Below are 14,809 nucleotides of genomic sequence, written 5' to 3'. Positions count from 1 at the left end.
ATATGAATATACGAAATAGTTCAATATTGTGTTTACAATTCAACAATGAACGTAAAAAAGGCTTCATGACTATTAATGTTTGAATTACAGTAATTTGTTTACGGTTTCAGCCTTTCAAGACCAATATTCTGCCCATGGCCAAAATCAAACACAGAGAAGATCTTTCAAGTTTCATAAAAACCTGGACCCATACCATATCCCGTAAACAGGGTGTTTATGCCTGATACCGGTTTGAATCTCGATTGAAACAAAAAGACACGTTACGAAACTACTCTGATGAAAAAGGATTATAAGAAAGTCAGGGCTTCATAAGGAAAAATTCCTTTACACTTTCTTCATAATAAGCGATCGACCATTCCAGGGCACAGGTTTCACCCGGGACTCCAATACCCGGAATGCCGTGTTTCATAATGTAACATCCGTGCAGAATATCGTGTACAATGTTGTCATGAAACATTACGGCGTCCGTATCCTTATCGTTGCGATCACGACGGTCCTGTTCATGACATGTGTAACAAACCCCGTGACGGGGAAAAATCAGTTTTCCCTTGTGGATGAGACGTGGGAAATCGCAACGGGCAAAGAACTCTACCCGATTTATACCCAGGAGAGTTTTGGCACCTATCCGGATCGATCCGTGAGCAATTTCATTTCACAGGTCGGAACAAACGTATCGGTTGTCAGTCACAGACCTAAATTCCCTTATGAATTCAATCTTCTTAATACGCCTGCCGTCAATGCCTTCGCGTTGCCCGGTGGAAAAATCTCGATCACCCGCGGGCTTTTGTATCACATGGAGAGCGAGGCTCAACTCGCTGCAGTTCTTGCCCATGAAACGGCTCATGTAAATCTTCGGCACAGTGCAATCGGATATTCCAGACAGATTCTGGCCCAGGCCTTTCTGCTGGGGGTCATGGCGTATACGGAGATTGAGGACGTCAAGGGAAAGGAATACTGGCAGCTGGGATCGCTTCTGGGATCCAATCTGACCCTCCTTCATTTCTCCAGGAAGCAGGAGATGGAGTCCGACTCACTGGGCATGGAGTACATGGTAAAGGCCGGATATGATCCCCATGGAATGGTGCAGATTCAGGAAATCCTCCAATCTCTAGGAGGTACCTCATCGAAATTTATGAACATCTTTGAAACTCATCCTCTTTCAGCTGAAAGGATTTCGAACGCCCGTCAGCTTCTTGAAACACGATATCCGCAACGGGGGAATGTCGGAAGAGAATCTTTTAAGAAAGCGATAGCCGATCTGGAGCGGACAATGGAATCGTATAAGGTGCTGGACAGTGCCATAGAAGCGGTCCAGCAGAAAGATGTGCCCCGGGCCCTTGAACTGATGAAACCGCTGAAAAGGCGGGCACCCGGCCATGCCATCTTTCCAGCCATCGAAGCTTACCTGCATCAGCTTTCCCGGGATGATACCGCGGGTCTGTCCCTGGCTGTTCAATCGATTCAAATTGACCCTCATTTCTTCTACTCCCGGTACGTTGCAGGCGTGACGGCAACCAATCTGTCCCGATCCCGGTTGGCAATCGAACACCTCACCGAGGCCGACCACCTGATTCCTGGAAGATCTGATATTCAGTACCTTCTTGCACAGAATTACGAACGTTCCGGGGACAAGGGCCATGCCAGGGAATATTACGGAAAAGTCGCTCAGGACGGTTCCGGTGAGTTTCAACAACTTGCCATTCAGCAGCTTGGGAAGCCTTCTCTCCAGTGAGTCCCCGGGTATTCCTGGACGTGGCGACCATCCACGTGAAGGCTGGAGATGGTGGGAATGGTTGTGTGGCGTTTCGAAGAGAAAAGTACGTTCCAAGGGGTGGACCCTCGGGTGGAGATGGAGGAGATGGCGGAAGCGTGATACTTCAAGCCTCCCGAGACTACAACACTCTCTTTCATTTTAAAAAATATCCTCACCATAAGGCAAAGCGCGGACAGCACGGGATGGGAAGCCAGTGCAGGGGACGAAATGGTGATGATGTAACCCTTTTTGTCCCCAGGGGTACCGTAGTCACAGATGCAGAAACAGGGGAATTGCTGGGCGACCTTGTCGAGGAGGGACAGAAGCTTGTCGTGGCCCGGGGAGGGAAGGGCGGCAGGGGGAACATGAATTTTGCCACGCCGGTCCATCAGGCCCCCCGCCATGCGGAGGAAGGTCAACCGGGAGAGATACGATCTCTTCACCTTGAATTAAAACTCATGGCTCAGGCCGGTCTCGTAGGTCTGCCCAACGCCGGAAAATCCACTCTCCTGTCAAGCATATCCTCCGCACGGCCAAAAATTGCCGACTATCCCTTTACTACGCTTCAGCCTCAACTTGGCGTCGTCGCCTTTGAAGACGGTTTCTCATTCATCGTTGCAGAAATCCCGGGAATTATCGAGGGAGCCCGTGAAGGCAAGGGCCTGGGATTACAATTTCTTCGCCATACTGAACGAGTTTCCCTCCTCTGCCACCTGGTTGATATCAGCGATGGCAGTCAACCATTGAAGGATCTTGAAACCCTGGACCGTGAACTCTCTGCCTATCACGAGGATATTCATGAGATTCCCCGAATCGTTGTGGGTACAAAGCTGGATGCATCTACCGATCAGTCCAACTATCTCATGGCATCGCAATATGCTCGAGATCATGATTGGCCCTTTCTTGCCCTGTCGGCAGTCTCTCGGTCGGGAATCAAAGAATTTCTATCGTTTTTGCGAGAGAAGATTCAGCAATGAGAACCGGAATTTTCGGAGGCAGTTTTGATCCGGTCCACTTCGGCCATATCTATCCGGTGGCGGAATGCAGAGCCTACTTGAACCTCGATCAAATCATCTATATACCTGCCTTTCAGCCACCCCACAAACCCAAAAGAAAGCTGGAAGACCCCCTGCATCGCCATGCCATGCTGGCCCTCGCGCTCCAATCCATCCCCTATGCCCGCATCGACAATCGCGAAATAATTTCCGAAAAGCCGGTCTTCACAATTGATTCGGTGAAGCAGATCCGTGCTGAAACATCCGATGAGATCTTTTTACTCATTGGATCGGACAATCTGGCCATTCTGAATACCTGGCATAAACACATGGAGTTGATCTCTCTTTGCCGGATTATGGTCCTCGTCCGACCCGGTTGCCCTTTTGCATCCGCAACAGAGAAACTTCCAGAGGAACTTGCTTCTGTCTGCGAACCCTTCGGGTCAGGAATCCGCACTTTTCCCCACGACCCGATTGACCTGTCATCATCCGACATCCGCACCCGGCTATCTGAAGGAAAGCCGGTTACGGGACTGACACCCAAATCCGTGGAGAACTACATCATGAGGTACAGACTTTATGCCCAAACCTAAATCTCTTCCTTCCTCTGCCAGGCTTGTCCGAGAAGCCGCCCTGACCGCCCAGGAGAAACTGGCGGAAGACCTCCTGATCCTTTCGCTGCAGGATGTCACATCCTTTACCGATTATTTTCTGATCATGACGGTTCATTCTGACAAACAGGCCAAAGCGGTCAGTGATGCGGTTCAGGAACGCCTCAAGTCTTTTCGAGCCAAACCTCTTCATGAAGAAGGATATTCATCCGGCACCTGGGTTCTGCTGGATTATGTAGATTTTATTATTCATATTTTTCAACCGGAGCAGAGGGATTTTTATGCTCTGGAACGACTGTGGGGGGATGCACCTGATGTCACCGAAAAGTTACTCACCTAAGAACCTTCTGGATTACATCCAGACCCGCAATCAATCGTATCGCACCCTAATCCAGCAGGTTCAGAAAGTAACATCACTCGACACTCCGCTCCTGCTGATGGGTGAAAGTGGCACAGGAAAAGACTATCTTGCCGAAGCGGTCCATCACTCATCCCATCGTTCCCATGGTCCTTTTATAAAGGTTGACTGCGGCAGCATCCCTAAAGACCTTTTTGAAAGTGAGCTATTTGGATATGAAAAAGGTGCTTTTACCGATGCCTACGAAACCAAACTGGGAAAGCTGGAATTGGCCCAGGGAGGCACGGTCTATCTGGATAACATCGGAGCCCTTTCCCTTGATCTTCAGGCGAAGCTGCTGCGTGTTTTCGAGGATAAAACATTTTCCCGGCTGGGATCCCATGCAACCATTCATATCGATGTTCGATTTATTGTTTCGTCGATTATGGACTTAAAGCAGATGGTTCGTGAAGGTCTTTTTCGTAAGGATCTTTTTTATCGACTCAACGTTCTTGCCTTTACCCTGTCACCTCTCAGAGAACGGCGAGACGATATTCCCTATCTTGCCTCCATATTTGCCAGAGATATTTCTGCACGATACTCCAGAAAGATCCAGGGGCTGACAAAAGATACCCACAGCATCTTGATTTTTCACTCATGGAGGGGAAACATCCGTGAGTTGAAAAATGCAATTGAACGCGCTGTAATCATGTGCGGAGAAGATCGGATCTACCCGCACCATCTGCCCATGGATACCTTTGTCGAGGAGGATCTGATTCAACATGCAACCCGGGAGCAATGGAACCTGGAACAACTGGAAGAAGCCTATATCCGGCAGGTACTTCATCTGCTCCAGTTCAATCAGACCCGGGCCGCAAGAGTTCTCGGGATTTCCCGCAAGACACTTCTCGAGAAACGCAAACGGTATGGAATTAAAATTTAGCCTGTCGCGGAACCGTGATCGATGGGATTGACCATTTCCGTAACCTTTGTTTCCACCTCAAAATCTTCGACACTGGATGAAGCTCTTACCGTATACCGGAAACGGATCCAAACCATGTCCTCCTTTTCAGAGCACCGGATAAAGGGAGCGGGAGACGGTCTGGAGGCCATAGCAGGAGAGGCCCGTCAAATCCTGAAACGGTGGCCTCCGTCCGGTCAACGGATCATTCTGTCGAGAGATGGAAAATCTTTGAAAAACGATCTATGGTTTGCGCAATTCAACCACTGGCTGGAAACTCCTCCTCATGAACTGCACTTTTTCATTGGGGGCGCCGCCGGGCTCCATAACGACATTCTCGCAAAGGCCGACCACGTCTTATCCCTAAGCGGGCTTACCTTTCCCCACACTCTCTGCCGGCTCATGCTCTACGAACAGATTTACAGGGCATTGACCATTCGGCATGGAATCAAGTACCATAAGACGGCCCAGCGGGAAACGGGCGGATGAATAATAACGACGTGAGGATCATTGCCATGGATTCAAGGAAATTAAAGAAATATAGAGCGATGCTGGAGGAGCGGAGAGAACAGATCATCCGCAGTGAGAAAGAGTGGGTGGAAGAGGAGATCGGAACAGCAGCCAACGCTCTTGATTCAGGCGATAAGGCCCTGTCCAGCTATGAAAAAGAATTTCATTATCAACTGACGGATAATGAACAGAAGCTTCTGAAGCTTATCGATGAAGCCATGAAACGCATGGAATCTTCGAATTACGGCCTTTGTGTCGAATGCTCCAAGCCCATTCAGGAAGCTCGTCTTAACGCAATTCCATGGGCCAGACACTGCGTCAGCTGCCAGGAACTTCAGGAAAAGGGTCTGATCCCGTGAAAACCTGGAAAGTAGTGATCACCACTCTCATTTTGCTGGTGGTCATCTACGGTGTCTATGTTACCTTTCTGAATTACGACAGTCTCCGGGAACCTTTTTATTTATCGCGAACCAGCACCACGACGATTGGCGTCTTTATTCTCCTGGCCTTTCTGGCCGGATTTGTCACGATGGGCCTGCGCTTTCTCCTCGAATCCTGGAGAAGAGACCGTGAGTCTCGAAAATCGAAAGCGACTCTTCAGAGGGAAATGTCGGTTCACGATAAGATTGCCCTGCTCGTGTGGTCTATCCTGGTCAGGAGAACAGAACCTCCTTCCGCAAATGTAATCCTGGCCGGATCTCAGGACCATCCTCTTCTGTCTTTCCTTACCCGTTGTGTGGGAGCAGTTCCGGATGATCAGGACCAATCGATAGAAAGCTTACAGGAACTTACCGCAAAATACCCGGAATTTACTGGCGTAAAACTTGTGCTTGCTTCGGAATTGATTAGCCGAAACCAGTTGGATGAAGCCCAGAAGCTGATCGATTCCCTTCCCGTCATTCCTGGTCTTGAGACTTCCATTATGACACTCAGACGAAACCTGGCGGTAGCGCGGAGGGACTGGAAGGACAGCATTGCCATTGAGAAGAAGATCATGGCACGGACTGCGGACAAGGGAGACCATCGGCGCATGCTTGTGGGTCTGCAGTATGAACAGGCTCGGGACCTCATTGCGGGGAACAACCTTCGTCCTGCCCTTACAATCCTGAGAGTACTTCAGAAAGACCACCCGCACTTTATTCCCGCATGGGTTATGACCGGGGATCTTTATATCAAGGAAGATGAAGCAGAAAAGGCAGTTTCAATCTGGCGTGAAGGATTTTTAAAAACTCACGCGATTATTCTCCTTCACCGGATCACCGATCTCTTTTTGGACCGGGAACAACCGGAAAAGGCCATTGAGACTCTGGCCGATATTGTTTATTCCTCGGAAAATGACACGATCCCCCGTTTTTTCCTCGGACGACTCTACTACCGGCTTGAAATGCATGATGAGGCACTTCGCGAGTTTAATCTTATCAAGCCCAGAGTGTTCCGATCTCCGACACTGAATTATCTGATCGGTGTACTGGAGGAACGTACCGGTAAGCCGGAGAAGGCCACAGCGGCGTTTCGCCGGGTGATTTCCGAAATTGGGGCACTGAAAACCGAGTATTTTTGCACGGAATGTAAGTTGCGAACAGCAACCTGGTCGGATCGTTGCCCGCGCTGCGGGTCATGGAATTCCATCGAAGTCGACTATCCTGAAGAAAAGACACAACCCACTGATCTGGGCCTGAACCCCTATCCTATTCGATTCACAGGAGCCTGATGATCTGGCTGGTGGTCGCACCGGATCGCGAGCTCGGGCTTAGCGTAGCCTCCAATAAAGCCGAGGAGACGGGAAACGTAGTCAGGGTCCCCGACTCATGGGACCGGGAGACATTTTTACTTCGCCTCTCCTCCCTTTCCCTGCTCGGGACAAAGCACACCTACCTTTACACGGAAGATAATCTTCTCGAGGGAGAGCCCTGTCTCGCTGACCGTTTATGGACTCTTCTGACTGAGGATCATCTCCGTCATACCCTTGTTTTATGTGCCACATCGGCACGGAAGCACCCTCTGATCGATAAACTGAAAGAAATGGGCACTTTCCTGGAAGTGGGAACAGGCAAAGGTAATGATTCTCAACATGCCCTCCAGAATCTTCTGGATGCTGCCCTTGCCCGTGCCGATGCATCGATGGATCGTGACGCTCGAAATGAGCTCCTTTCACGAATCGGGGATAACACAGGGAGACTGACACAGGAAGTAGACAAACTGGCTGCATTTGCCGATGGAAATGTGATCGAGAAGGACCATGTGATCTCCCTGGTTGCGGACGACAGCCTGGAGGATTTTGGCCTTCAGAACGCGCTTCGAAAGAAGAATCCTTCTGACCTGGGACGATGTATCCGAAGGCTTTTAGAACATGGAATCAACCATCAGGCGATCTTTGCCCAGGTATCCAGCGAAATCAGGAGATTGTGGATTCTCTCACGATTCATCCCGCACGATAAACGAAATCTTTCCCGTAATGCGTTCATCCATGATCTGCATCCCAACCTTAAAGAGAAGAGGAAAGCTGTCGCAGGGCTCGATGACGCTCTGGCCCGAAACTGGCACAATCCCTACTACATGTACTACCTGTATGCGGCAGTCCAGACCTATTCCCCGGATCAGCTGGAGCGGATCATGATCTCCCTGGGCCGTCTCCATACGGAAACACGCCGCCATCTCGATTCTGAGGACCTGCTGGCATCCCTGACCAGTTTGATTGGAGGTATCCATGCTGAATGTTAAGGGTAAGACCGCCCTGATCACAGGAGGATCCCTGGGCATAGGAAAAGCCACGGTTGAAATTTTTGCCAGGGAAGGGATCACACCCTGGTTCACGTATTATCGACATCAGGAGAGCGCCGAAGCTCTATCCCGAGACATCGGAGCTCCCTGTATTCGAGCCGATCTTCGTGACCGTTCAGGATGGGACCAGGTATTACGCGCACTGAGTGAAGCCGATGTCGTTCCGGACATCGTAGTTCACAATGCCGGGATCTGGAACGACGGCACCATGGGTGCCATGGCGTGGGAAACCTGGCGGGAGATGATGTCTTTGAACCTTGACGCGGTGGGATACCTTACCAATGCGCTGGTCCCCGGGATGAAGGCCAGAGGTTCAGGAGTAATCATTTTCGTTTCTTCCACTGCAGCGCGTCGCGGCGAGGCGTATCACGGCCACTATGCAGCCACAAAGGGGGCGCTCATTTCTCTGGCAAAGTCTCTCGCCGCCGAGCTTGGACCCCACGGGATCCGAACCAACGTTGTGGCTCCGGGATGGGTAGACACACCCATGAGTGAAGGGACACTGCGTGATCCCGAACGCAGAGAGGCAATCACATCCACGATCCCGCTGCGGCGCATCCCCATCGCCGAAGACATTGCCTACCCCATTCTTTTCCTTGTCAGTGACTGGGCCCGCCATATTAACGGAGCCACCCTGGACGTAAACGGAGGCGCGGTTCTTATTGGTGGCTGAACCGGCTTGATCTACCAATGGTGAACTTGCATTTTTTTTTACTGTTGCTACAATCCACACCATGAACGCCATCACTTCCACCGATCTTACATTTCCTCTGTTCAAGCGCGGCAAGGTGCGCGACGTATACGATCTTGGCGACAGCCTTCTCTTTGTCGCTACGGATCGAATTTCCGCCTTTGACTTTGTCCTGGAACCGGGGATTCCCGGTAAGGGCATTCTGCTGACCCAGCTCTCAAACTTCTGGTTTCGCCAGTTTGAGTCCACAATTCACAACCATCTGATTGAGACCGATTTCGAGAAGTTTCCCGAAAGGTTGTTTCCCTATCGTGACCTGCTGTATGGGCGATCGATTCTCGTGCGCAAAACAGAGGTGATCCCCGTCGAGTGCGTCGCCCGGGGATACCTCGTGGGCAGCGGGTGGAAGGATTACCAGAAGACCGGAGCTGTTTGCGGTATTTCTCTTCCCGGGGGTCTTCGCCTGGCCGACCGGCTGCCGGAATCGATCTTCACTCCCGCCACGAAGGCAGATGAAGGTCATGACGAGAACATCTCTTTTGAAAAAATGGAGCAGCTGGTGGGGGTCGAGACCGCTGGACGGCTAAAGGAATTGACCCTGACTCTTTACCGGCAGGCTTCAGAATATGCCTTGAACCGCGGCATCATTCTGGCGGACACCAAACTTGAGTTTGGCGTTTCGGGTGGTGAAATCATTCTCATCGATGAAATCTTCACTTCCGATTCCAGCCGCTACTGGCCTAAAGAAAGTTATCAACCCGGGGTTTCCCCGCCCAGTTACGATAAGCAGTTTGTTCGCGACTTCCTCGAATCCACCCCGTGGGATAAATCGTCGCCGCCTCCTCCTCTGCCTCCCGAGGTCATTGCCCGCACTCTGGATAAGTACCGCGAGGCTTATCGTGCGATTACCGGAGAAAATCCTCCGGCCTGAGGCAACATCCTTTCCTCTCAGGACCAGACACCCGGCAGAGTCTTTCCGCAATGGGCACAGGCTCCATTTCGGATTGACTGGCTGAGGATGGTGAAGCCGTACCGCCGGATCACCGGCTTCTTGCATTTCGGGCAGAACGTGTGCTCTCCAGGATGACCCGGTACATTTCCGATATAGACAAAGTTTAGGCCTTCCCGATCTGCAACAGATTTGCATTGCTCCAGCGTCGCGATTGGTGTGGAAGGGAGGTTTTTCATCCGATAGGTGGGATGAAATCTCGTAAAGTGGACGGGGGTGTCGGGACCCAGGTTCTTCATGATCCAGCGCGCCATCTGTTGAATTTCCTCTTTCGAATCGTTCAAGGTGGGAATGATGAGAACGACCAGCTCGAGCCAGGTCCTGGAGGATTTAATGGCGAGAATGGTCTTGAGAATATCTTCGAGTTTTCCACCCGTTATCTCTTCGTAGAATTTTTGGGAAAAGGCCTTCAGATCGATCTTGACTCCATCGAGAACCGCGAGAAGTTCCTTGAGGGGGTCCTTTTCTATGTATCCGTTTGAAATCATCACACTGCGCAATCCGTGATGTTTTCCAGCCGACGCAGCATCGAACACGTACTCCGCTCCGACAACCGGCTCCGTATAGGTGTACGCCAGGGTAGGGGCCCCTGATTTTCGAGCTGAAAGGGCAAGTGTTTCCGGGGTCGCATGAATACAGTCGATCTGCTCAGGACGAAACTGGGAAATTTGCCAGTTTTGACAGAATTTACACCACATGTTGCATCCCGGTGTCGCGAGGGACAATGCAGATGTACCGGGAAGAAAATGAAAGAGCGGTTTTTTCTCAATGGGATCGATATGAACCGAACAGACTCTTGAATGAATGAGTGTAACGTAGGTACCGTCACGGTTTTCCCGGACACCGCATGTCCCGCGCTCCCGGTCCGCAACCCGGCAACGGTTCGGACACAGCTCGCACTCCACTCTCTTTCCCGGTAACTTTTTGTACCAGCGCGCTTCCTGAGGTGGAAACTCACGATCCGGGTCACGGACCAGTACCGGGGCCTGGTCTTGTGCCTGTGCCGGAGCCATCGTGGCGAGACAGGCACATCCACTCATGGAAAGAAAGGATCGCCTTGTTACCATTGTATACCTATGATACCAGAGCCGCTCCAGTGCCGGTGGATGAACGTAAATTGTGAAAAAAGCCACATAACTAAAGGCTCTTATTGACATTCCGACCGGATAGGGGTACGCTAGGGGCACTCCATGGTTTACGAGCATATACCTAACTTCTAAGGAGGAGCTATGAGGTCCAAAGTATTGGTCATTGCCGGGCTATGTTTCATGTCTGGACTCCTGTTCGGTTCCGGGTTCGGGCTTTTTGAACACGGCGCCAAGGCCACAGGTATGGCAGGAGCCTTTACCGCACAGGCGGATGATCCGTCCGCCCTCTTTTACAACCCTGCAGGAATTGCCTTTCAGAAACGGTCCCTCTATATGGGAACCACGGCCATTTTGCCGAGCGCAGACTTTGACGGCGTCGGCCCCTATCCCGGGTATGGCGTTTCAGAATCCATGCCGGATCAGAAATTTTTTCCCAGCAACGGTACGATCGTATACCCTCTGAATGATCGATGGACGTTTGCCGTAGGGTCATACAATCCATTCGGCCTCGGAACCCGATGGGAAGATCCATCCCAGTTTACGGGCCGATACATTTCGACACTGGCTGCGATCCGGGCTGGAAAGGTTCAGCCCACCATTGCTTACAAACCGCAGGATAATTTTTCTATTGCCTTTGGAATCAGTTATTTCGGCGCCAAAGTATCCCTGGAACAGTATGTTCCCTCCATCAACCCCTATACGCAAATGATCACCAATGTCGGACACGTCCGCATGGATGGCGGTATGGACACGGGGATCGGATACGACTTCGGCCTTCTCTACAAGTTTAATTCCAACTGGTCTTTCGGCTTTTCCTATCATTCTGCCATTGATATCGATTTCGACGGGACCGCCAAATTCACCCAGATTCCAACGGGATTTGCAGACTTTGACGCCATTGTCAGCCAGGCGATCCCCTGGGGGAAACACGACGCGGCAACATCGATTGAATTTCCTGCGGTCGCCTCCATCGGGCTGGCCACAACAGCCATAGATCGCTGGACCTTTGAAGTCGATGTCAACTATGCCGGATGGAGTTCCTTCGACCAGCTCGCGCTGGAGATTACAGACGACCCCGAGCTCGGCACCGTTCGCGTTTCCGACTGGGAGGATGTTTACAATTATCGGTTCGGGTTTGAATTCCGGCCCAATGACGCGCTGGCATGGCGCGGGGGCATTGTTTATGACGAATCTCCCCAGCCTCTGTGGGATGTGGGCCCCGTTCTTCCCGATTCCAATCGCACAGGTTACTGTGCCGGGTTTGGATACACATCCGGGTCCTTTATCTTTGACCTTGGATACATGTACCTCACCTTTGACGAAAGTGACACGGCAGGGGTAAGCCAGGATCAATATTACGGCACCTTTTCATCGTCAGCCCATCTGCTCGGTGTAGCTTTCACCTACAGCTTCTGAAAAAGGAGGCACATCCATGAAGAGACTTCTTTTCGCCTTCGTAATCCTTAGCTTGAGTCTTTCCGGATTCGGACAGTATTCCAAGGTCGTTGCCATCGGCGACAGCCTCACGGCCGGCTTCATGTCCGGTGGGCTCGTTGAAACCAATCAACTGAATTCGTACCCGGCACTAGTCGCGCGTCAACTGGGAATTTCGCCCTTCGAACTACCGCTGATTTCGGAACCGGGCCTGCCGGCGCTCCTTGAACTCCATGGCCTTCTTTCTGAAACAGGCCAGCTCTCTCCCACGATTGAGGCCATTACCGATGATCCGACCGAATGGGGCGTTCCTTTGAACCTTACGCTGGCCCGTCCCTACGACAATCTCGGGGTTCCCGGTGCGACTCTAAATAACTGCCTGAACACAATTACCGATGAGGGCGGCATGCACGACCTTATCCTTCGGGGCCTTGGAACCCAGGTCCAGCAGGCTCTCTCCCTCCAGCCGGACTTACTGCTGGTATGGATTGGAAACAATGATGCACTGGGAGCTGCTCTGATGGGAACGGCAATCCCCGGGGTCACCCTGACACCCAAAGATGTCTTTGCCGCTCAATACGCGGATCTGATGGACACGCTGACAGCAGGGTCCAGCGCCGATATCGTCGCAGGCAACATACCCGACGTAACGACACTTCCCTTTGTGACCACGGTTCCTCCCTATCTTGTTAATCCATCCACCGGAGAGGCCGTTATCGGCCCCGATGGCAGCCCTATGACCTTTCTTGGTCAAAATGACGGGGGTGGAATCTTCATCACTCCTGACACCTTTGTATTACTGACGGCGCTTGATTACATCAAGATGGGCTACGGCATTCCCGCAACCCTTGGAGGTACAGGAATCCCGCTTCCGGCAGAAGTTGTTCTTACTCCTGCGGAAACTGCCACAATTCAGGAGTATGTTGCGGATTTCAACAACTCCATACAGGCCGTGGCTTCTTCCCACGGGATCCCGGTCTATGATTTTGCGGCCCTGCTCGAACTTGCACTGCATCACGGCATTGAAATTGCCGGGATGACCTTCAACACAGAATTTCTGACCGGAGGGCTCTTCTCCTACGATGGATTCCATTTAACCGGTCTGGGATATGCGCTGGCCGCCAATGCCTTCATCGAGGCAATCAACGACGGGTACGGACACGCAATTGAGCCCGTGCCTCTTTCAGATTACTTCTTCCCGCCCTGCTGTCCACATGCCAGGAGTAATTCTTTTGACGTTGAGGTTCATGATCTGCGCGCTTCCATTTTGATCATGACCCAACACTGTAAGAATATCAAACAGTACCGGGAATTGCAGTAAATTTTCAGTTTGATGGTCTATTCTCCGGGGGACTTCAGTCCCCCGTTTTTTTTAAGGATTTTCAGAAGAAGCAGCTCGAATCAAACGTGTGGATACCCGGAGATCGGTTACCGTTATGGAGAGTAAACCCCAGTCTATTTCGAAAGAACCCGATTGACAGGAGATTCCGTCAGGAATCAGAGATTCGAGGTGAATTACCAGATTGTTTTCTTTGAAGGAAAGGAAGGGGTAACGGCGGGTAACAAGGTGAAGAGCTGATCTGGGCACCGGAAGACGATGCATGGCTGTAACGCGGTCAATCGTCGCATGTATCTCCGGATAGTGAAGCTCAAGAGCACTGAAAAACACCTGGAATGTGGCCCCCCCCTGGTGGTCTTCTCCTTCATAAGCAAGAATTAATCGTTCCTTCTCCAGGATAACCCGGAAGGGAAGATGATTTTCTTTAATAACCGTATTTACACTATCCTCCGTAACCACGAATGCAAGAATCGGCAGATGAATTTCAGTGCATTCAGGCATGGAGGACCTGGAACGGAAAGATCAAAGCGACAGGTAGTCCACCGGAATCAGGGCTCGAATTTCCGGTTTCAACTCCTGAAATGCTTCTTCGAGGGCCGTACGCTGTGCTTTCATAATGGTTCGGGCCCCCTGAATTCCTGCTTCCACCATGGTATGAAAAGTGGGAAAGGAAATGGGCTCGGACTCGGCTGTTCCCTGAATCTCGACAAGGTCACCGCTGGAGGTCACCGCGAGATTCAAATCGACTTCAGCCCGTGAATCCTCTCGGTAATCGAGATCCACACAGACCTGACCCTCCACGACACCGACACTCACGGCCGCAAGCCACGAAGAAAAGGGCCATCGGACTATATCTCCGCGCTGGATATACTTCAGGAAGGCAAGATTCATGGCAACAAAGGCACCATTGATCGCTGCGGTTCGCGTTCCTCCGTCGGCCTGAATGACATCACAATCGACCCAGAGTGTCCGTTCCGGAATGAGGCGCAATTCCGTTACGGAACGCAGCGTTCTCCCTACAAGACGCTGAATTTCTGCGCTCCTTCCATTCGGACGACCTTTTTGAACATCCCGCGAAGATCGGGTGTCCGTCGATCCGGGTAACATGGCGTATTCCGATGTAATCCATCCGCGGCCCATTTCCTGCGCAAAGGGCGGCACCTTTGGGTCGGCCATGACCGTGCATATCACCCTTGTGTCGCCCATGGACACCTGGACGGAACCATCAGGGTATTTTAAAAAATCCAGATCAAAACGTATGGGACGGATATCAAGAAGGTCTCGTTCGTGCCTCATGTTT

General features: G+C 51.4%; 16 protein-coding genes. 13 read left to right on the top strand and 3 right to left on the bottom strand.

Annotated features, from left to right (window positions below; translation table 11 throughout):
• Window positions 1-448 precede the first annotated feature (448 nt).
• The 11 genes from PLD04_04675 to PLD04_04625 all read left to right on the top strand — a co-directional run bounded on the left by PLD04_04675 (window position 449) and on the right by PLD04_04625 (window position 9,570).
• A complete protein-coding gene (locus tag PLD04_04675) occupies window positions 449-1,732 on the top strand; it encodes a M48 family metalloprotease (GenBank protein ID HXK67615.1) in 1,284 nt (427 codons plus the stop codon).
• Window positions 1,729-2,730, top strand: a complete 1,002-nt coding sequence (gene obgE, locus PLD04_04670; GenBank protein ID HXK67614.1) for a GTPase ObgE — start codon at window positions 1,729-1,731, stop codon at window positions 2,728-2,730. The genes PLD04_04675 and obgE overlap by 4 nt, the downstream gene beginning before the upstream one ends.
• Window positions 2,727-3,341, top strand: coding sequence for a nicotinate-nucleotide adenylyltransferase (nadD, locus tag PLD04_04665; GenBank protein HXK67613.1), 615 nt, complete (start codon window positions 2,727-2,729; stop codon window positions 3,339-3,341). Before obgE ends, nadD begins: the two co-directional genes overlap by 4 nt.
• On the top strand, window positions 3,328-3,699 hold the full coding sequence (gene rsfS / locus PLD04_04660) for a ribosome silencing factor (GenBank protein ID HXK67612.1): 372 nt from the start codon (window positions 3,328-3,330) through the stop codon (window positions 3,697-3,699). Before nadD ends, rsfS begins: the two co-directional genes overlap by 14 nt.
• Entirely contained in the window at window positions 3,674-4,639 is a 966-nt protein-coding gene (locus tag PLD04_04655; GenBank protein ID HXK67611.1) for a sigma-54 dependent transcriptional regulator, read from the top strand. Before rsfS ends, PLD04_04655 begins: the two co-directional genes overlap by 26 nt.
• A gap of 21 nt (window positions 4,640-4,660) precedes the next feature.
• Window positions 4,661-5,146 carry a 23S rRNA (pseudouridine(1915)-N(3))-methyltransferase RlmH gene (locus tag PLD04_04650; GenBank protein ID HXK67610.1) on the top strand — a complete coding sequence of 162 codons (486 nt, stop codon included), beginning with the start codon at window positions 4,661-4,663 and terminating at the stop codon, window positions 5,144-5,146.
• The gene (locus PLD04_04645) at window positions 5,143-5,526 is read left to right on the top strand and encodes a TraR/DksA family transcriptional regulator (protein HXK67609.1); all 384 of its coding nucleotides are present in this window, start codon (window positions 5,143-5,145) and stop codon (window positions 5,524-5,526) included. The genes PLD04_04650 and PLD04_04645 overlap by 4 nt, the downstream gene beginning before the upstream one ends.
• Window positions 5,523-6,878: a hypothetical protein gene (locus tag PLD04_04640; protein HXK67608.1), complete on the top strand. Its 1,356-nt coding sequence runs from the start codon at window positions 5,523-5,525 to the stop codon at window positions 6,876-6,878. The genes PLD04_04645 and PLD04_04640 overlap by 4 nt, the downstream gene beginning before the upstream one ends.
• Complete coding sequence (locus PLD04_04635; GenBank protein ID HXK67607.1) at window positions 6,878-7,888, top strand: hypothetical protein; 1,011 nt, start codon at window positions 6,878-6,880, stop codon at window positions 7,886-7,888. Before PLD04_04640 ends, PLD04_04635 begins: the two co-directional genes overlap by 1 nt.
• Window positions 7,875-8,621: an SDR family NAD(P)-dependent oxidoreductase gene (locus PLD04_04630; GenBank protein HXK67606.1), complete on the top strand. Its 747-nt coding sequence runs from the start codon at window positions 7,875-7,877 to the stop codon at window positions 8,619-8,621. The genes PLD04_04635 and PLD04_04630 overlap by 14 nt, the downstream gene beginning before the upstream one ends.
• Window positions 8,622-8,682: 61 nt before the next feature.
• Entirely contained in the window at window positions 8,683-9,570 is an 888-nt protein-coding gene (locus PLD04_04625; GenBank protein ID HXK67605.1) for a phosphoribosylaminoimidazolesuccinocarboxamide synthase, read from the top strand.
• A 17-nt stretch (window positions 9,571-9,587) separates the two neighbouring features.
• On the opposite strand, the gene amrS is transcribed toward PLD04_04625, so the two are convergent.
• Window positions 9,588-10,715, bottom strand: coding sequence for an AmmeMemoRadiSam system radical SAM enzyme (gene amrS, locus PLD04_04620; protein ID HXK67604.1), 1,128 nt, complete (start codon window positions 10,713-10,715; stop codon window positions 9,588-9,590).
• 162 nt (window positions 10,716-10,877) lie between these two features.
• Here amrS and PLD04_04615 point away from each other — a divergent pair, with 162 nt between their 5' ends.
• The gene (locus tag PLD04_04615) at window positions 10,878-12,152 is read left to right on the top strand and encodes an outer membrane protein transport protein (GenBank protein ID HXK67603.1); all 1,275 of its coding nucleotides are present in this window, start codon (window positions 10,878-10,880) and stop codon (window positions 12,150-12,152) included.
• Window positions 12,153-12,168: 16 nt separating this feature from the next.
• Complete coding sequence (locus PLD04_04610) at window positions 12,169-13,491, top strand: SGNH/GDSL hydrolase family protein (protein HXK67602.1); 1,323 nt, start codon at window positions 12,169-12,171, stop codon at window positions 13,489-13,491.
• Between the two features lie 51 nt (window positions 13,492-13,542).
• Here PLD04_04610 and PLD04_04605 read toward each other — a convergent pair whose 3' ends face one another.
• On the bottom strand, window positions 13,543-14,010 hold the full coding sequence (locus PLD04_04605; protein HXK67601.1) for a hypothetical protein: 468 nt from the start codon (window positions 14,008-14,010) through the stop codon (window positions 13,543-13,545).
• Between the two features lie 21 nt (window positions 14,011-14,031).
• Complete coding sequence (gene rph, locus PLD04_04600) at window positions 14,032-14,805, bottom strand: ribonuclease PH (GenBank protein HXK67600.1); 774 nt, start codon at window positions 14,803-14,805, stop codon at window positions 14,032-14,034.
• Window positions 14,806-14,809: the final 4 nt, after the last annotated feature.

The sequence above is a fragment of the Thermoanaerobaculia bacterium genome (genome assembly GCA_035593605.1).
GTDB lineage: Bacteria > Acidobacteriota > Thermoanaerobaculia > UBA2201 > DAOSWS01 > DAOSWS01.
The sequence above is the reverse complement of the archived record's forward strand: the minus strand, read 5'-3'. Positions and strand labels throughout refer to the sequence as shown.